Raw genomic sequence first — 17,642 nt, forward strand, 5'->3', positions numbered from 1 at the left:
TTTTTCGCTTGAGGAGTGACCCATGGTTGCCGCATTGCTTGATCGTCTTGGTGTGAACCCGGCCCTTTATCAAAACGGCAAAGTGCCGGTGCATTCGCCCATCGATGGCAGCCGTATTGCCGCCGTGAACTGGGAAGGCCCGGCCGAAGTCGAGCAGCACATCAGTCGCGCAGATCATGCGTTCGAGGCCTGGCGCAAGGTGCCGGCCCCGCGTCGCGGTGAGTTGGTGCGTCAGTTCGGCGAAGTATTGCGTGAATACAAAAATGATCTCGGCGAACTGGTTTCCTGGGAGGCGGGCAAGATCACTCAGGAAGGTTTGGGCGAAGTGCAGGAGATGATCGACATCTGCGATTTCGCCGTCGGCCTGTCGCGTCAGCTGTACGGTCTGACCATCGCCTCCGAGCGTCCGGGCCACCACATGCGTGAGAGCTGGCATCCGCTGGGCGTGGTCGGTGTGATCAGCGCGTTCAACTTCCCGGTTGCGGTGTGGGCGTGGAACACCACGCTGGCGCTGGTCTGCGGCAACCCGGTGGTGTGGAAACCGTCGGAGAAAACCCCGCTGACCGCGCTGGCCTGTCAGGCGCTGTTTGATCGCGTGGTGAAAAACTTCAGTGACGCTCCGGCCAATCTCTGCCAGGTGATCATCGGCGGTCGCGATGCAGGCGAGGCGCTGGTCGATGACCCGCGTGTCGCGCTGATCAGCGCCACCGGCAGCACGCGCATGGGCCGCGAAGTGGCGCCGAAAGTCGCTGCACGTTTTGCTCGCAGCATTCTTGAACTGGGTGGCAACAACGCGATGATCCTCGGCCCAAGCGCCGATCTGGACATGGCGGTGCGTGCGATTCTGTTCAGCGCGGTCGGCACTGCGGGGCAACGCTGCACCACGCTGCGTCGTTTGATTGCCCACGAGTCGGTGAAAGAAGAAATCGTCACCCGCCTCAAAGCCGCGTATTCGAAAGTGCGCATCGGCAACCCGCTGGAAGGCAATCTGGTCGGCCCGCTGATCGACAAGCACAGCTTCGAAAATATGCAGGATGCGCTGGAGCAGGCGCTGAGCGAGGGCGGCCGGGTGTTTGGTGGCAAGCGCCAACTCGAAGATCAATTCCCCAATGCCTACTACGTGTCGCCGGCCATCGTCGAAATGCCGGAGCAGAGCGATGTGGTGTGCAGTGAAACCTTCGCGCCGATTTTGTATGTGGTCGGCTACAGCGATTTCCACGAAGCGCTGCGTTTGAACAACGCTGTACCGCAGGGCCTGTCGTCGTGCATCTTCACTACCGACGTGCGTGAAGCCGAGCAGTTCATGTCGGCGGTCGGCAGCGACTGCGGCATCGCCAACGTCAACATCGGCCCGAGCGGTGCGGAAATCGGCGGCGCGTTTGGTGGCGAGAAGGAGACCGGCGGCGGCCGTGAATCGGGTTCGGATGCATGGCGCGGTTACATGCGCCGCCAGACCAACACAGTGAACTATTCGCTGGAGCTGCCGCTGGCGCAGGGCATCACGTTCGACTGATCGATGAGAACTCCCTTGTCGGAGTGAACCCTTGTGGCGAGGGGATTTATCCCCGTCGGGCTGCGCAGCGGCCCTGAAAATCTAACAGCGACGACTGCTTCGCAGCCGAACGGGATAAATCCCCTAGCCACAGGTTTTCGTCACAGATAGCTTCGCTCCTACATTGAATTGTGTGTTTGGCAGGTTTCTGTTGGAGTCTGGCAATGCCGTTACGCGAAGAATGTCTGTGGGAAAAACTCACGCCACAAAGGCCGGATAACACCGCGCTCAAGGGCGAGGTAAAAGTCGATGTCTGCGTGATCGGCGCCGGGTTTACCGGATTGTCGGCGGCGCTGCATCTGTTGGAAAAAGGTAAAAGCGTCTGTGTACTCGAAGCTCATCGCGCGGGTCATGGCGGGTCCGGACGCAACGTCGGGCTGGTCAACGCCGGCATGTGGATTGCGCCGGACGAGATCGAAGCCGGTTTCGGCGAAGCGGTCGGCAGCCAGCTCAATCGCATGCTCGGTGCTGCGCCCGCGTTGGTCTTCAGCCTTGTGGACAAGTACCACATCGACTGCCAGTTACGCCGTGAAGGCACCCTGCACATGGCGCACAACGCCAAGGGCGAGGCCGATCTGCGCAGTCGTGAGCAGCAATGGAAACGCCGTGGTGCTCCGGTCGAATTGCTCACCGGCAAGGCGTGCGAGCAAGCCACGGGCACGCAGAAGATCGCCGCTGCGTTGTTAGATCGCCGAGCGGGCACGCTCAATCCGATGGCTTACGTCACCGGGTTGGCTAACGCCGTGAGGGGGCTCGGTGGGCAGATGTTTGATCATTCGCCGGTCACTCGCCTTGAACGCATCGGCCAAAATTGGTCCGTGCAGACCGAACAGGGTTCGGTGCAGGCCGAGCAGGTGGTCATCGCCTCAAACGCCTACACCGAAGGCGACTGGACTGAACTCAAGCGCAACTTCTTCCCCGGTTATTACTATCAAGTGGCCTCGGTGCCGCTGACCGAAGATGCCGCGCAGGAGATTCTTCCGGGCGGGCAGGGCTCGTGGGATACCCGCCAGGTATTGAGCAGCATTCGCCGCGATAAAGAAGGGCGTCTGTTGCTCGGCAGTCTCGGCAATGGCAATCAGAAACCGGCCTGGTTTCTCAAGGCCTGGGCCGATCGCGTGCAGCAGCATTACTTCCCCAATCTGAAGCCGGTCGAGTGGGAATGCACCTGGACCGGGCGTATCGCGTTTACCCCCGATCACCTGATGCGTCTGTTCGAACCCGCGCCCGGCCTGGTGGCCGTCACCGGCTATAACGGCCGTGGCGTGACCACCGGCACCGTGGTCGGCAAAGCCTTCGCGGATTATCTGTGTGACGGTAATCGGCAAGCGCTGCCGATTCCCTTCGCACCGATGCAGCCCTTGGCTGGCGTGGGCTTGCGCAGCTGTCTGTACGAGGCCGGGTTCTCGCTGTATCACGCGGGCCAGTGCCTGCGCATCGTCATCTGAGTGTTGAAATTTGTTGCCGGAAGCGGCGCTTTCCGATGCAGCGACTAGCCTGTAATGGTGCGGGTTGTAGCAGTCCCGCACCAACAGTGTGCAGTTCGGTGACGCGGGCTGTTACACGCTGGTTGCACGTCGTTTGGTGCCGCGGTTGCAATGATGTCGCAGGCGGGTTGCGCCTGAAAAAATAAACGGTTTCACCTTCCGCGGTTTAGACGGTTGCACGCCCAATGAAAATGGGAACGAAACAGTCGAAATAACAAGAAAGCAGCGACTTTTTGAAGAATAAAAAACCGATGGCACGGCCCTTGCTCTGAGCATTCAGTGAAGTGAAGTCGCAGTGCCAACTAAAAAAAACCTTGGAGCACCACCTCATGTCCCAGACGTTTTACAAGAAAGGCTTTCTGGCCCTCGCAGTGGCTACTGCGTTGGGTGTTTCTGCGTTTGCTCAGGCTGATATCAAAATCGGCGTAGCGGGTCCAATGACGGGCGCCAACGCGGCATTTGGCGAGCAGTACATGAAGGGTGCACAGGCAGCAGCGGACGCCATCAACGCGGCGGGCGGCGTCAACGGTGAGAAAATCCAGCTGGTCAAGGGTGATGACGCTTGCGAGCCGAAACAGGCCGTGACGGTCGCCAAGGACCTGAGCAACCAGAAAGTCGCCGGTGTGGTCGGTCACTTCTGCTCCTCTTCGACCATTCCAGCTTCCGAGATCTACGACGAAGCCGGCATCATTGCGATCACTCCAGGTTCCACCAACCCGCAAGTTACCGAACGCGGCTTGAGCGCGATGTTCCGTATGTGCGGGCGTGACGACCAGCAAGGCATCGTCGCCGGCGACTACATCGTCGATGTGCTCAAGGGCAAGAAAGTGGCAGTCATCCACGACAAGGACACCTACGGCCAAGGCCTGGCCGATGCGACCAAGGCCCAATTGATCAAGCGCGGCGTGACGCCGGTCATCTATGAAGGCCTGACCCGTGGCGAGAAAGATTTCAGCGCCCTGGTGACCAAGATCCGCGCGGCCGGTGCCGACGTTGTCTACTTCGGCGGCCTGCACCCGGAAGCCGGTCCACTGGTCAAACAACTGCGTACCGAAGGCCTGAAAGACGTGAAATTCATGTCCGACGACGGCATCGTCACCGACGAACTGGTGACCACCGCTGGCGGCCCGCAATACGTTGACGGCGTACTGATGACCTTCGGCGCCGACCCGCGTCTGCTGCCTGAGAGCAAGACCGTTGTGGATGCGTTCCGCAAGGCCGGCACCGAGCCAGAAGGCTACACCCTGTACGCCTACGCTTCGGTTCAGACCCTGGCCGCCGCTTTCAACGGCGCCAAGTCGAACAAGGGCGAAGACGCTGCGAAATGGCTGAAAGCCAACCCGGTGAAAACCGTCATGGGCGAAAAAACCTGGGATGCCAAGGGTGACCTGAAAGTCTCCGACTACGTGGTTTACCAGTGGGATGCGACCGGCAAATACCACCAGCTGGAAAAACAGAAGTAAGGGCTGACGCGATCAGTTGATCCCACGGTTCCTTGTAGGAGCCGGGCTTGCCCGCGAAGACGGACTGACAGGCGACAGCATTTGTTGAATGTTGAATCGCTTTCGCGGGCAAGCCTTGCTCCTACAGGGGGCGGGGTGGGAAGGGCTGATCGTGGCTGACACTGCTCCGACGTAAATCTGTATTTTCCCTAGAAGAGCCGCACGCCCACAGGTGTGCAGGTTCTCACTGCGTGAGATTGCGTTATGGATGGTATTTTCCTGCAGCAACTGGTCAACGGCCTGACCCTCGGGTCGGTCTACGGCCTGATCGCCATCGGCTACACAATGGTCTACGGCATCATCGGCATGATCAACTTCGCCCACGGCGAGGTTTACATGATTTCCGCTTACCTGGCGGCAATCAGTCTGGCTCTGCTGGCGTACTTCGGTATCGAATCCTTCCCGCTGCTGATGCTCGGCACACTGATCTTCACCATCGTCGTCACCGCGGTGTATGGCTGGGTCATTGAGCGAGTCGCCTACAAACCTCTGCGCAATTCCACCCGGCTGGCACCACTGATCAGTGCCATCGGTATCTCCCTGATTCTGCAAAACTATGCCCAGATCAGTCAGGGCGCCCGCCAACAGGGTGTTCCGACGCTACTCACCGGCGCCTGGCGCATCGATATCGGCACCGGCTTCGTCCAGCTGACCTACACCAAGATCTTCATCCTCGTGGCCGCGTTCGTCGGCATGGGCCTGCTGACCTACGTGATCAAGTACACCAAGCTCGGCCGTATGTGCCGCGCCACTCAGCAAGACCGCAAGATGGCCTCGATCCTGGGGATCAACACCGACCGAGTGATTTCCTATGTGTTCATCATTGGTGCAGCCATGGCGGCGTTGGCCGGCGTGCTGATCACCATGAACTACGGCACGTTCGACTTCTACGCAGGTTTCGTCATCGGCATCAAAGCGTTCACTGCAGCGGTGCTCGGCGGCATCGGCTCGCTGCCCGGAGCGATGCTCGGCGGGATCATTCTCGGGATCTCCGAGTCGCTGTTCTCCGGCCTGGTCAACTCCGACTACAAAGACGTGTTCAGCTTCTCGCTGCTCGTACTTGTTCTGGTCTTCCGGCCGCAGGGCCTGTTGGGCCGTCCTCTTGTGTCGAAGGTGTAAGCGATGTCTTCAACCACCCCAAAAAGCATTGATATCAAAAAAAGCCTGGTTGAGGCGATTCTGGCCGGCCTGATTGCCCTGATCGTATTCGGGCCGATTGTCGGCGTCGTTCTTGAGGGTTACAGCTTCAACCTTGAACCGACCCGTGTAGCGTGGCTGATTGGCATCGTCATGATTGGCCGCTTTGCCCTCAGCCTGTTCCTGCAAACGCCCAAGGGCCTGAAGATTCTCGACGGATTCGAGAGCACCGGTTCTGGCGTGCATGTGTTGCCTGCCGATCACAAATCACGCCTGCGCTGGATCATCTCGCTGATGATTGTGCTGGCCGTCATCGTGCCCTTTGTCTCCAACTCCTACCTGCTGGGCGTGGTCATCCTCGGGTTGATCTACGTGCTGCTGGGGCTGGGGTTGAACATCGTGGTCGGGCTGGCCGGTCTGCTCGACCTCGGTTACGTGGCGTTCTACGCCATCGGTGCCTACGGTCTGGCGCTCGGCTACCAGTATCTGGGGCTGGGCTTCTGGACCGTGCTGCCACTGGCGGCGATCACTGCGGGTCTGGCCGGTTGCATCCTCGGGTTCCCGGTGCTGCGCCTGCACGGCGACTATCTGGCGATCGTGACGTTGGGCTTCGGTGAGATCATTCGTCTGATCCTCAACAACTGGCTGTCGCTGACCGGCGGCCCGAACGGCATGCCGGCGCCGCTGCCGACGTTCTTTGGTCTGGAGTTCGGCAAACGGGCGAAGGATGGCGGGGTACCGTTTCACGAGTTCTTCGGCATCGCCTACAACCCGGACGTGAAGTACTACTTTATTTATGCAGTGTTGTTCCTCGTGGTCCTGGCCGTGCTGTACATCAAGCATCGTCTGGTGAAAATGCCGGTCGGCCGCGCCTGGGAAGCCTTGCGTGAAGATGAAATTGCCTGCCGTTCGATGGGCCTCAACCATGTACTGGTCAAGCTCTCGGCATTCACTATCGGTGCATCGACTGCCGGTCTTGCCGGGGTGTTCTTCGCCACCTATCAAGGCTTCGTCAACCCGACCTCGTTCACCTTCTTCGAATCGGCGCTGATTCTGGCCATCGTCGTGCTCGGCGGCATGGGTTCGACCATCGGCGTGGTGATCGCCGCATTCGTGCTGACCGTCGCCCCGGAACTGTTGCGCGGCTTCGCTGAATATCGCGTGCTGCTGTTCGGCATCCTGATGGTGTTGATGATGATCTGGCGACCACGTGGGCTGATCCGCATCAGCCGCACCGGGGTTACTCCACGCAAAGGTGTCATTCACTATGAGAGGACTGCGCCATGAGTGAAGTCGTACTCTCTGTGGAAAAACTGATGATGCACTTCGGTGGCATCAAGGCCTTGAGCGATGTCAGCCTGAAGGTCAAGCGCAACTCGATCTTCGCCCTGATCGGCCCTAACGGCGCGGGCAAGACCACGGTGTTCAACTGCCTGACCGGCTTCTACAAGGCCTCCGGCGGCAAGATCGAACTCAACGTGCGCGGCCAGAAGACTAACGTCATCAAACTGCTCGGTGAGTCGTTCAAACCAACCGATTTCGTTTCGCCGAAATCCTTCCTCAGCCGCCTGTATTACAAGATGTTCGGTGGCACTCACTTGGTGAACCGCGCAGGCCTGGCGCGGACTTTCCAGAACATTCGCCTGTTCAAGGAAATGTCGGTGCTGGAAAACCTGCTGGTGGCGCAGCACATGTGGGTCAACCGCAACATGCTCGCCGGCATCCTCAACACCAAGGGTTACCGCAAGGCCGAAAGCGACGCGCTGGATTGCGCGTTCTACTGGCTGGAAGTGGTCGATCTGGTGGACTGCGCCAACCGTCTCGCCGGTGAGCTTTCGTATGGCCAGCAACGCCGTCTGGAAATCGCCCGGGCCATGTGCACGCGGCCGCAGATCATCTGCCTCGACGAACCGGCCGCCGGCCTCAACCCTCAGGAAACCGAAGCGCTGAGCGCGATGATCCGGCTGCTGCGCGACGAGCACGATCTGACCGTGGTGCTGATCGAACACGACATGGGCATGGTAATGAGCATTTCCGACCACATCGTGGTGCTGGACCACGGCATTGTCATCGCTGAAGGAGGACCGGAAGCCATCCGCCATGATCCGAAAGTGATTGCGGCCTATCTGGGCGCCGACGAAGAGGAGCTGGTATGACCCAACCAATCCTCGAGCTAAAAGACCTGGACGTGTTCTACGGCCCTATTCAAGCACTCAAAGGCGTTTCGCTGCAGATCAACGAAGGCGAAACCGTCAGCCTCATCGGCTCCAACGGTGCCGGCAAGTCGACATTGCTGATGTCGATCTTCGGCCAGCCGCGGGCTGCGGGCGGGCAGATCCTTTATCAAGGCGTCGACATTACCCAGAAGTCTTCGCACTACATCGCCTCCAACGGCATTGCGCAGTCGCCGGAAGGGCGGCGGGTGTTCCCCGACATGACCGTCGAGGAAAACCTGCTGATGGGCACCATTCCAATTGGTGACAAATACGCTAAAGAAGATATGCAGCGCATGTTCGAACTGTTCCCGCGGCTGGAGGAACGACGCACGCAACGGGCGATGACCATGTCTGGCGGCGAGCAGCAAATGCTTGCCATCGCCCGCGCCTTGATGAGCCGGCCGAAGTTGCTGCTGCTCGATGAACCGAGCCTGGGTCTGGCGCCGATCGTGGTGAAGCAGATCTTCGCGACCCTGCGCGAGTTGGCCAAAACCGGCATGACCATTTTCCTCGTTGAGCAGAACGCTAACCATGCGTTGAAACTGTCGGATCGGGCATATGTGATGGTCAACGGCGAGATTCGCCTGACCGGCACGGGTAAGGAGTTGCTGGTGAACGAGGAGGTGCGTAACGCTTATCTGGGCGGGCACTGAGTTATCCCCGGAGACACACAGCCCCGGCGACGCAAGTCCCGGGGCTTTTTCATGCCCGCCATATTCCATGTAGGAGCTGACGAAGGCTGCGATCTTCTGATCTTAAAAACCGACGTCAAAAGATCGCAGCCTTCGGCAGCTCCTACAGTGAATCCATCTTCCATATCAAGTCGATTCCGAAATTGTGGAAAACAAATTCCGCTACCTGCCAAAGCGCGACATATAGACGCTGCAAATGGCTGTTTTTCCACAGTTTTGACTTGTCCCCGTTTGCTGTGGAGCTGGCTGTGAATAACGTGGGAGTAGCTGGCTGAAGCCCTTGTAATACGTGGCTTGCAGGTGTGTGAGTGTTTTTTGATCAGGCGTTTTTGCGATAGCGGCAGACGTCTTTGTCAACCTCTTTATAGTTGCGTTCGAGCAGCCGATTCCATATGAACCATCCTGTGGATAAGTCTGTGACTAAACTCTGGAAAGACTGCGCTAAGCGGCGTAATTACTGGCCCGGCGCAATCACCGCCGTGACTGTGCAGTCGTGCAAAATGCCATGTCCCGCACATCTGCCGCGTTAGGGTCAAGCAAAAAACTTTCTATTTTCCGCGCAAAGCCTTGTGTGGCGCGGCTTTGCGCGTTTTCACTTGCCCCCGGAAACTGTGGAAGGGCTTGTGGATAACGTGCGCGCACATGGCTACAGGCCACGCCCTGTATGGCGTTTCGACGATTGATCATTTTTTGAGCTGAAATACGTCCATGCAGGAGCTGCCGCAGGTGTTGCCCGATATTCACGGGCCGGGCATGCTGCGGGCTGATTTTCTATTTCAGGGCTGCTCCGGTGGCCGAAGCAAGGAGAACACGATGTCCAACACCCTGTTTATCACCGGCGCAACGTCCGGTTTTGGTGAAGCCTGCGCCCGCCGTTTTGCCGAGGCTGGCTGGAAACTGGTGCTGACCGGCCGTCGTGAAGAACGCCTTGATGCGCTTTGCGCCGAACTGTCGAAGCAGACTGAAGTGCTCGGTCTGGTCCTCGATGTCCGTGACCGCAAGGCGATGGAAGAGGCGATTGCCAAGCTGCCGCCATCGTTCGCCAAACTGCGTGGCCTGATCAACAACGCCGGTCTGGCGCTGGGCGTGGACCCGGCGCCGAAATGCGATCTGGACGATTGGGACACCATGGTCGACACCAACGTCAAAGGCCTGATGTACGCCACGCGCTTGCTGCTGCCGCGCCTGATCGCCCATGGCCGTGGCGCCGGTATCGTCAACCTCGGCTCCATTGCCGGTAACTATCCGTATCCGGGCAGCCACGTGTATGGCGCGACCAAAGCGTTCGTTAAACAGTTTTCGCTGAACCTGCGCTGCGACTTGCAGGGCACGGGTGTGCGGGTCAGCAACATTGAGCCGGGGCTGTGCGAGAGCGAGTTTTCGCTGGTGCGTTTCGCTGGCGATCAGGAGCGTTACAACGCGACGTACGCGGGTGCCGAGCCGATCCAGCCGCAGGACATCGCCGAAACGATTTTCTGGGTCATGAACGCGCCCGCGCACATCAACATCAATAGCCTGGAATTGATGCCGGTGAGCCAGACCTGGGCTGGGTTTGCGATCGAGCGTAACAAGGCTTAATACCGCGTCATCGTTCTTCGCGAGCAGGCTCGCTCCCACATTGGAATGCATTTCAAAGTAGGAGCAAGGCTTGCCCGCGAAGAGGCCAAATCGGCCAGAACAGGGCGATAAGGTAAACTCCTCTCGCAACAACCCAACCGCACCCTGCGGTTTTCAAGGTTTTTCGAGGAGTTAAAGTGAGTAACCGAGGTGAGCAGTCGCTGCTCAAGCAATCGACCATCCTGATGTTCGCGGTGTCGATCGCCGGGATCGTCACCGGTTTTGTATCGGGTTCCCAATCCATCATGTTCGATGGTTTTTTTTCGCTGATCGCAACATTCATCAAAGTCTTGATGCTGATCACTGCCAAGTTGATCGCCAAGCAAAGCAATCACCGTTTCCAGTTCGGCTTCTGGCATCTGGAGCCGATGGTGTTGCTGATCGAAGGCAGTTTCCTGCTGTTGATCGCTATCTACGCGTTTCTCAACGGTGTGTTCGGCATCATCAATGGTGGTCGCGAGATCGAGTTGGGGCTGGTGATCATTTATGCCGCGGTGTTTACCGTGGTTGAGTTCGCTTATTTCTTCTACGTTCGCCGGCGCAATCGCAAGCTCAAATCCACGCTGATTCAATTCGACAACATCAGTTGGCTGGTGGACGCGATGCTCTCGGTCGGCCTGTTGATCAGTTTCCTCGCGGCGCTGCTGCTCAAGTCTCAGGGCTATGGTCAGTGGGCGGTTTACGTCGACCCGCTAATCCTGATCGTGCTGGCGCTGACCATGTTGCCGCCGGCGTTCAAGATCCTCGGACCCGCTTTGCGGGATGTCCTGGGGATTGCGCCGGACACACTGGATGAGCAGGTGCGCCTGGTGATGGACGCCGCCAAGGTTGAGCATGGTTTCGACGACTACGTGTCCTACGTGCAGAAGCACGGGCGAGCGCGGTTTATCGAGATTCATGTGGTGTTGCCGGCGGACTATGCGCTGAGCAATGTCGGGCAACTGGATGCATTGCGTGAGGAGATTTCGGCGAAGCTGGGCAAACCGGATGCGGCGCGCTGGTTGACCATCAGCTTTACCGGAGACAAGAAGTGGATCGCCTGATGTAATCCGGATCTGTGGTGAGAACACCGTTGTGGATAGGGGATCTACTGTAGTGAAGGGATCTTTATGGAGAGAGGATTTATTGTGGGATGGGATCTATTGTGGGGAGGGGATTTATTGTGGGGAGAGGATTTATTGTGGCGAGGGGATTTATCCCCGTTGGGCTGCGCAGGGGAGTGTCATAAATTTTGTGTTCGGGCATAACATGCTGCAGAGGTGCATGTATGCCAACCAAAAAGAAACCGGCCCGTGAGGCCAAGCGTGACCTTCCGTCCATTCCAAAAGAGCTGATCGACCAGTTCCTCAGCGAGACGATGAGTGCCGAAGCGATTCAGGATGCCGCGATGGCGTTCAAAAAGGCGCTTATCGAAAGAGCCCTTGGTGCCGAGTTGGGACTTCACCTTGGCTATCCTCAGGGCGCGGAGCGCCCTGAGGATTCGAGTAACCAGCGTAACGGCAAGAGCGGCAAAACCGTGCTGACCGATGACGGCCCGTTGCGTCTGGATATTCCCAGAGACCGTGACGGCAGCTTTTCTCCGATTTTGATCCCCAAACACGAGCGGCGTTTTACAGGCTTTGATGACAAGATCATTGCCATGTATGCCCGCGGCATGAGCGTTCGTGAGATTCGTGCATTTCTCTCGGAACAGTACGCAACAGATGTCTCCCATGACTTCATCAGCACCGTTACCGACGCTGTTCTGGAGGAAGTCAGTACGTGGCAACAACGGCCCCTCGAGCCCATGTACCCGGTCATTTTCTTTGATGCGCTGCGGGTTAAAATCCGTGATGAAGGCGTGGTTCGCAACAAAGCGATTTACCTGGCTCTGGGCGTACTTCCGGACGGCACCCGCGACATTCTGGGCATCTGGATTGAGAACACAGAGGGCGCCAAGTTCTGGATGAAAGTCTTCAACGACCTTAAAACCCGAGGTGTCGAAGATGTCCTGATTGCGGTAACGGATGGTCTCAAAGGCATGCCTGAAGCCTTGAGTGCAGTGTTTCCTCAGACAGCGTTGCAGACATGCATCGTTCACCTGATCCGCAACAGCCTTGATTACGCGGCATGGGACAAGCGTCGCGAACTGGCCAAGGCCCTGAAACCGATTTATCAAGCACTCAACGCCGAAGTCGCCGAGCAAGCTCTGGATGCCTTCGAATCGGGGCCTTGGGGCAAGCAATATCCAACGGTGGTTGCAGCCTGGCGACGCGCTTGGGATCGAGTTATCCCGTTCTTTGTGTTCCCGCCAGCCATACGAAAGGTGATCTACACCACCAATGCCATCGAGAGTATCAACTCGCAGCTGCGCAAGATCATCAAGACAAGAGGTCACTTTCCAACCGACGAAGCCGCGACGAAACTGATCTGGCTGGCACTGCAAAACATCACCGCCAACTGGGGAAGCGCCGCCCATGACTGGAAAAACGCTATGAATCAATTTGCGGTTTTGTACGGGGACCGATTCATCAGGTCTAACTGGTGAAATGAAGGCCTGCCTGACGGCAGGCCATTAACGGCCCGCACACAAAAAATCTGACACTCTCCTGCGCAGCGGCCCCGCTCTTTTTAGGGCCCCTTTTTAGGGCCGCTTCGCGCCCCAACGGGGATAAATCCCCTCGCCACAGTAAATCCCTTCACCACAGTGGATACCCTCACCACAGTAAATCCCTTCGCCACAGTGGATCTCATTGGCATGAAATCAGTGCAGGTATTCAGCCAAGCCGCTGTAGCAAGTCGCTAGGTGATACGGCGTCGTCGACGGCATGTCCTTGCGGCTGACTTCCCCCAGCTCATCCCGGCACTCATGCCAGCCACCGGCATGCAGAAACCGCTGCTGCAACGCCTGCAATTGGTGCAGCACCGCCGCTTCACTGGCTGGCCGCAACGTCAACGCCCGTAAATATTCAGCCTGCGCCCAGATCCGCTGAGTCGAATCTTTCGGCCGACCGTCCATTTCCAGATCAAGCATCGCCCGCACCGCGCCGGATGGCTGCACCACGCCATATTGCTCGGTGAAGGCAAAGGCGCGATCAAGTGCAGCATGCAGTTTCGAACCGCGCAGCAGCGTTGATGACTCCAGCAGGAAATACCACTCGAACTGATGCCCCGGCTCATACCAGTTATCCACAGCCCCGAGCGGCTTCTCCATCAGCACGCCGTGTTGCGGGTCGACGAACTGCTTGTGCATGGCTGTGCATAACTCAAGCAGCGCTTGTTGCGTTGCCGCGTCTTCACGCACTGACAATGTCGCGAGAAAGGCTTCGGCCAAATGCATCAGCGGATTCTGCAACGGGCCGGTTTGCAAGGTGATCCAGTCGCGTTCAAGGCACGCTTCGTACAAGCCGTCACCCGTGGCGAAACGTCGGCCGATGATTTCCAGCGCCGCGTTGAGCGTCGACTCGACCAGCGGCTCGCGGGACTTTTCCCAGTAATGCGCGCAGGCGAACAGGATGAACGCGTGGGTATAGAGATCCTTGCGCTGATCCAGCGGTTTGCCCAGCGCATCGATGCTGTAGAACCAGCCGCCGTGCTCGGCATCGTGGAAGTGCCGTTGCAGCGAGCGGAACAGCTCCGCCGCGCGAACACCCGCGTTATCCACAACCCCGATCAGACTGGAAAACAGATAGAGCTGTCGTGCGCAGGCCATTGCCCGATAGCGTTGCGCTGGCAGCGGTTGATGCGCAGCATCCAGCGCCTCGTAAGGCAGCGCCATGTCGGCATTCCAGCCCGGACCTTGCCAGAGGGGCACGATCACGTTGACGAAATGCTGTTGCACTTCGCTGAACAGGGCGGTCAATTCAGGCAGGGAGGTGGAGCGGGAAGCGTGGGGCATGGGCGGACGTCGTCACGGCTGGGGCGATTGCGCGACATGGTAGCAGAGAGACCGACATTAGCGGCTCGGTGTCTGATCGGCCGTCATCGCTGGCAAGCCAGCTCCCACAGGATTTGTTGTCGTACACAAAACCTGTGGGAGCTGGCTTGCCAGCGATGAGGACGGTTCAGGCGATAGAGATCAGCCCGCCAGTAACCAAGCACCGGTCACTGCTGAGGCAGCACCTGCAAGGCGCACCAGCGGCGCTGCGGCTTGAGGCAGCACCCGCACCACGCCATAACCGGCGGCATGCAACACGCCAGTGGCGGCGACGAAACCTGCGGCATACGCCCACGGGCTGGTCATGTCAGGCAATTCAAGGCCATGCGCGACACCATGGAACAGCGCAAACACCGCCGTTGCCGCCACCGCCAAAACCAGTGGCGGACGCACCGCCAGCGCCACCGCCAGACCCAGCGCCAGCACCGATGCGGCTATCCCGCTTTCCAGCGCCGGCAATTCCAGCCCTTCAAAGCCGAGCATGCCGCCGATCAGCATGGTGCCGACAAACGTGCACGGCAGCGCCCAGCGCGCCGCGCCTTGTTGCTGCGCCGCCCACAAACCAACAGCGACCATCGCCAGCAAATGGTCGAGACCGCCAATCGGGTGACTGATGCCGGCGATCAAACCGCTGTCGCCATGTCCCGGGTGAGCAAAGGCCAGCGCCGGGGTCAGCAGCAGCGCCAGTGCGCCAAGAATGCGTTTAAGTGTCATGAATAAGCTTCCTTGTTGATAAGTCGTGAATCAGGCAGCAGTCAACAGGCCCTGACGTTCGATGAAGGCGATGATCTCTTCCAGACCCTGACCGGTTTTCTGATTGCTGAAGACGAACGGTTTGCCGTTGCGCATGCGTTTGGTGTCGCTGTCCATCATCTCCAGCGAAGCACCCACCAGCGGCGCCAGGTCGATCTTGTTGATCACCAGCAGGTCGGACTTGCAGATACCGGGCCCACCCTTGCGTGGCAGCTTGTCGCCGGCCGAAACGTCGATCACGTAAATGGTCAGGTCGGACAGTTCCGGGCTGAACGTCGCCGACAGGTTGTCGCCACCGGACTCCACCAGAATCAGATCCAGCCCGGGAAAGCGTCGGTTAAGTTGATCGACCGCTTCAAGGTTGATCGAGGCGTCCTCACGGATCGCGGTGTGCGGGCAGCCGCCGGTTTCAACGCCGATGATGCGTTCTGGCGCGAGGGCTTCGTTGCGCACCAGAAAATCGGCGTCTTCGCGGGTGTAGATGTCATTGGTCACGACGGCGAGGTTGTAGCGCTCGCGCAGCGCCAGACACAGGGCCAGGGTCAACGCGGTTTTGCCGGAACCGACCGGGCCGCCGATGCCGACGCGCAGGGGTTGTGTGTTCATTTGATTCTCCAAGATAAAAGGCCCTAGGAACGGAACAGGCGGCTGTACTGGCGCTCGTGGGCCATGCACGCCAGGGACAGCCCGAATGCGGCGCTGCCAATGTGTTCAGGATTGATTCGGGTCGCGTCCTGCTGGGCTTGTTGCAGCAGCGGCAGCAGTTCGCTGGTCAGGCGTTGGGCGGCTTGCTGGCCCAGCGGCAGGGTTTTCATCAAGACCGCGAGCTGGTTTTCCAGCCAGCTCCACAGCCATGCGGCAAGGGCATCCTGTGGGCTGATGCCCCAGGCGCGCGCGGCCAGTGCCCAGCAGAGCGCCAGATGCGGTTCGCTGCATTGTTGGAGAAAGGTGCGGGCGGGCGCGTCGAGTTCCGGCAAGCCGTTGAGCAGTTGCTGCAACGAATAGCCCATCTGCCGGCTCTCCAGATGCAGCTCGCGGGTTTCGCGGCTGGCGCGATGGCCTTCGCTGATCTGCAGTAGCTCAGCCCAGTTTTCATCCGCCGCCGCCTGACAATGGGCAAGCAACAGCGGCGCTTCGAAGCGCGACAGATTGAGCAGCAACTGATCACTGATCCAGCGTCGCGCACTGTCGGGGCTGTTCACCCGGCCGTTATCCACCGCCATTTCCAGGCCTTGTGAATAGCTGTAGCCGCCAATCGGCAGTTGCGGACTGGCCAGGCGCAGCAGCGCCCAGGCCGGATTCACAGGCGCACGCCGAACTGATGGAGTTTTGGCGCGTAGTTGAAATCTTCGTCGCCGTGACGTGAATGGTGATGGCCGCCGCCGTAGGCACCGTGTTCCGGCTGGAACGGCGCTTCAATGGCTTCGACCTGTGCACCGAGTTGTTCCAGCATTGCCTTGAGCACGTAGTCGTCGAGCAGGCGCAGCCAGCCATCGCCAACTTGCAGGGCCACGTGGCGATTGCCGAGGTGATACGCGGCGCGGGTCAATTCGAAAGCGTTGGCGCAGGTGACGTGCAGCAGTTGTTCGGGACGCGCGCAAACGCGGACGATTCGGCCATCTTCTGCTTGCAGGCATTCGCCGCCATGCAGCGGCGCCTGGCCACGCTCCAAAAACAACCCGACGTCTTCACCCTCGGCACTGAAACAGCGCAAACGGCTTTTACTCCGCGCTTCGAAGGTCAGGTGCAATTCAGCGGCCCAGACGGGTTGGGGGTCGATTCTGCGGTGAATCACCAGCATCGGAAAACTTCCAGCTATGGACAATGCTCAGGCTAGAGCAAGGGCCTTGCCAATCGGACGAGATGTAGGAAATCCCTGTCGGAGCGTAGCGGATGTTTCAAGATGTTGCGGGATTTTGGAAGGTTTTGGTGCGTGAAGATTTTTACACGCACCTTTTTGTGGCGCGCAAAAAAGATCGCAGCCGTCGGCAACGCCTACATCAATCCCTGTAGGAGCCACCGAAGGCTGCGATCTTTGGGTCTTTACTCAGTGCTGCCCAGGCCTTGCCAATGCTTGAGGCCGATAAAGATGAAGCGCAGTTGCTGGGTAATCTTCGCCTGCGGCGTCAAATGCTCCGGCAACGCTTCGGGCGGCGGGTCGATGATGTCGGGCAGGGTGGCAAACACCGATTTAACGATCAGGTCGGCCATAACGCTCAGCCCGGCCGCGTCCAGATGCTGAAGCTTGGGCATCAGGGTCAGGTCAACAGCCAGGTCGGAGCTGATGTTCTCGCGCAAGCGCCCAATGGCCTGACGCACCGGCTGCGAACCGCCGTACTGCTCGCGGGCGAGAAACAGGAACTGCGAACGGTTGGCGCTGACCACATCGAGAAAGATCCGCACCGAGGCATCAATAATGCCGCCCATGACGAATTCGTTGTGTCTGACCAGGCGGATGGTTTCGCGAAAGGTCTGGCCGACTTCACTGACCAGCACCAGCCCGAGTTCGTCCATATCGGCAAAATGCCGGTAGAAACCGGTGGGCACAATCCCGGCGGTTTTCGTCACTTCGCGCAGGCTCAGGCTGCCGAATCCTCGGCCGCTTTCCATCAAGTGGCGGGCAGCGTCCATCAGGGCGTTGCGGGTCTGTTGTTTCTGTTCGGCGCGGGGCAGCATCGCAGAGTGTGTTCTTCGGCAGGACAAGCGCCGCACTCTAGCAAATCGGCTTTATCGGCGTCGAACGGCAGGACGGTGCAGCGGGGATTTTTGC

Annotated in this window: 16 protein-coding genes; 10 read left to right on the forward strand and 6 right to left on the reverse strand. The window is 59.0% G+C overall.

Annotation, left to right across the window (positions count from 1 at the left end; translation table 11 throughout):
- The first annotated feature begins 22 nt into the window (after positions 1-22).
- The 10 genes from JFT81_RS26850 (at position 23) to JFT81_RS26895 (ending at position 12,730) form a co-directional block, all read left to right on the forward strand.
- A complete protein-coding gene (locus tag JFT81_RS26850; protein WP_201230309.1) occupies positions 23-1,513 on the forward strand; it encodes an aldehyde dehydrogenase family protein in 1,491 nt (496 codons plus the stop codon).
- A 203-nt stretch (positions 1,514-1,716) separates the two neighbouring features.
- Positions 1,717-3,000 (forward strand): FAD-binding oxidoreductase, encoded by a 1,284-nt coding sequence (locus JFT81_RS26855; RefSeq protein ID WP_201230311.1) that lies wholly within the window; start codon positions 1,717-1,719, stop codon positions 2,998-3,000.
- A 368-nt stretch (positions 3,001-3,368) separates the two neighbouring features.
- Positions 3,369-4,502 carry a branched-chain amino acid ABC transporter substrate-binding protein gene (locus JFT81_RS26860; RefSeq protein ID WP_201230312.1) on the forward strand — a complete coding sequence of 378 codons (1,134 nt, stop codon included), beginning with the start codon at positions 3,369-3,371 and terminating at the stop codon, positions 4,500-4,502.
- Between the two features lie 243 nt (positions 4,503-4,745).
- The gene (locus JFT81_RS26865; protein ID WP_201146864.1) at positions 4,746-5,660 is read left to right on the forward strand and encodes a branched-chain amino acid ABC transporter permease LivH; all 915 of its coding nucleotides are present in this window, start codon (positions 4,746-4,748) and stop codon (positions 5,658-5,660) included.
- A 3-nt stretch (positions 5,661-5,663) separates the two neighbouring features.
- Positions 5,664-6,965, forward strand: coding sequence for a high-affinity branched-chain amino acid ABC transporter permease LivM (gene livM / locus JFT81_RS26870; protein ID WP_201230315.1), 1,302 nt, complete (start codon positions 5,664-5,666; stop codon positions 6,963-6,965).
- On the forward strand, positions 6,962-7,834 hold the full coding sequence (locus tag JFT81_RS26875) for an ATP-binding cassette domain-containing protein (RefSeq protein ID WP_201230324.1): 873 nt from the start codon (positions 6,962-6,964) through the stop codon (positions 7,832-7,834). The genes livM and JFT81_RS26875 overlap by 4 nt, the downstream gene beginning before the upstream one ends.
- Positions 7,831-8,547, forward strand: a complete 717-nt coding sequence (locus JFT81_RS26880; protein WP_201230326.1) for an ABC transporter ATP-binding protein — start codon at positions 7,831-7,833, stop codon at positions 8,545-8,547. Before JFT81_RS26875 ends, JFT81_RS26880 begins: the two co-directional genes overlap by 4 nt.
- An 852-nt stretch (positions 8,548-9,399) precedes the next feature.
- On the forward strand, positions 9,400-10,164 hold the full coding sequence (locus JFT81_RS26885) for an SDR family oxidoreductase (RefSeq protein ID WP_201230328.1): 765 nt from the start codon (positions 9,400-9,402) through the stop codon (positions 10,162-10,164).
- A 176-nt stretch (positions 10,165-10,340) separates the two neighbouring features.
- On the forward strand, positions 10,341-11,246 hold the full coding sequence (locus JFT81_RS26890) for a cation diffusion facilitator family transporter (protein ID WP_201230329.1): 906 nt from the start codon (positions 10,341-10,343) through the stop codon (positions 11,244-11,246).
- A 224-nt stretch (positions 11,247-11,470) separates the two neighbouring features.
- On the forward strand, positions 11,471-12,730 hold the full coding sequence (locus tag JFT81_RS26895; RefSeq protein ID WP_201225351.1) for an IS256 family transposase: 1,260 nt from the start codon (positions 11,471-11,473) through the stop codon (positions 12,728-12,730).
- Positions 12,731-12,946: 216 nt separating this feature from the next.
- Here JFT81_RS26895 and JFT81_RS26900 read toward each other — a convergent pair whose 3' ends face one another.
- The 6 genes from JFT81_RS26900 to JFT81_RS26925 all read right to left on the reverse strand — a co-directional run bounded on the left by JFT81_RS26900 (position 12,947) and on the right by JFT81_RS26925 (position 17,548).
- Complete coding sequence (locus tag JFT81_RS26900; RefSeq protein WP_201230332.1) at positions 12,947-14,080, reverse strand: AGE family epimerase/isomerase; 1,134 nt, start codon at positions 14,078-14,080, stop codon at positions 12,947-12,949.
- 180 nt (positions 14,081-14,260) lie between these two features.
- Positions 14,261-14,833 carry a HupE/UreJ family protein gene (locus JFT81_RS26905; RefSeq protein WP_201230334.1) on the reverse strand — a complete coding sequence of 191 codons (573 nt, stop codon included), beginning with the start codon at positions 14,831-14,833 and terminating at the stop codon, positions 14,261-14,263.
- Positions 14,834-14,863: 30 nt separating this feature from the next.
- Positions 14,864-15,478, reverse strand: a complete 615-nt coding sequence (ureG, locus tag JFT81_RS26910) for an urease accessory protein UreG (protein WP_071174254.1) — start codon at positions 15,476-15,478, stop codon at positions 14,864-14,866.
- A gap of 23 nt (positions 15,479-15,501) precedes the next feature.
- Complete coding sequence (locus tag JFT81_RS26915; protein ID WP_201230335.1) at positions 15,502-16,176, reverse strand: urease accessory protein UreF; 675 nt, start codon at positions 16,174-16,176, stop codon at positions 15,502-15,504.
- Positions 16,173-16,673 carry an urease accessory protein UreE gene (gene ureE, locus JFT81_RS26920; protein WP_201230336.1) on the reverse strand — a complete coding sequence of 167 codons (501 nt, stop codon included), beginning with the start codon at positions 16,671-16,673 and terminating at the stop codon, positions 16,173-16,175. The genes JFT81_RS26915 and ureE overlap by 4 nt, the downstream gene beginning before the upstream one ends.
- Before the next feature lie 242 nt (positions 16,674-16,915).
- On the reverse strand, positions 16,916-17,548 hold the full coding sequence (locus tag JFT81_RS26925) for a TetR family transcriptional regulator (protein WP_201230337.1): 633 nt from the start codon (positions 17,546-17,548) through the stop codon (positions 16,916-16,918).
- Positions 17,549-17,642 lie beyond the last annotated feature (94 nt).

The organism is Pseudomonas sp. TH43 (assembly GCF_016650635.1).
GTDB lineage: Bacteria > Pseudomonadota > Gammaproteobacteria > Pseudomonadales > Pseudomonadaceae > Aquipseudomonas.

What these genes read in the sequence shown, in the direction of transcription:
- JFT81_RS26865 (WP_201146864.1), top strand. Translation starts at nt 4,746, where the DNA reads ATGGATGGTATTTTCCTGCAGCAACTGGTCAACGGCCTGACCCTCGGG.
- livM (WP_201230315.1), top strand. Translation starts at nt 5,664, where the DNA reads ATGTCTTCAACCACCCCAAAAAGCATTGATATCAAAAAAAGCCTGGTT.
- JFT81_RS26895 (WP_201225351.1), top strand. Translation starts at nt 11,471, where the DNA reads ATGCCAACCAAAAAGAAACCGGCCCGTGAGGCCAAGCGTGACCTTCCG.
- JFT81_RS26855 (WP_201230311.1), top strand. Translation starts at nt 1,717, where the DNA reads ATGCCGTTACGCGAAGAATGTCTGTGGGAAAAACTCACGCCACAAAGG.
- JFT81_RS26885 (WP_201230328.1), top strand. Translation starts at nt 9,400, where the DNA reads ATGTCCAACACCCTGTTTATCACCGGCGCAACGTCCGGTTTTGGTGAA.
- ureG (WP_071174254.1), bottom strand. Translation starts at nt 15,478, where the DNA reads ATGAACACACAACCCCTGCGCGTCGGCATCGGCGGCCCGGTCGGTTCC.
- JFT81_RS26850 (WP_201230309.1), top strand. Translation starts at nt 23, where the DNA reads ATGGTTGCCGCATTGCTTGATCGTCTTGGTGTGAACCCGGCCCTTTAT.
- JFT81_RS26925 (WP_201230337.1), bottom strand. Translation starts at nt 17,548, where the DNA reads ATGCTGCCCCGCGCCGAACAGAAACAACAGACCCGCAACGCCCTGATG.
- JFT81_RS26860 (WP_201230312.1), top strand. Translation starts at nt 3,369, where the DNA reads ATGTCCCAGACGTTTTACAAGAAAGGCTTTCTGGCCCTCGCAGTGGCT.
- JFT81_RS26905 (WP_201230334.1), bottom strand. Translation starts at nt 14,833, where the DNA reads ATGACACTTAAACGCATTCTTGGCGCACTGGCGCTGCTGCTGACCCCG.
- JFT81_RS26900 (WP_201230332.1), bottom strand. Translation starts at nt 14,080, where the DNA reads ATGCCCCACGCTTCCCGCTCCACCTCCCTGCCTGAATTGACCGCCCTG.
- JFT81_RS26880 (WP_201230326.1), top strand. Translation starts at nt 7,831, where the DNA reads ATGACCCAACCAATCCTCGAGCTAAAAGACCTGGACGTGTTCTACGGC.
- ureE (WP_201230336.1), bottom strand. Translation starts at nt 16,673, where the DNA reads ATGCTGGTGATTCACCGCAGAATCGACCCCCAACCCGTCTGGGCCGCT.
- JFT81_RS26875 (WP_201230324.1), top strand. Translation starts at nt 6,962, where the DNA reads ATGAGTGAAGTCGTACTCTCTGTGGAAAAACTGATGATGCACTTCGGT.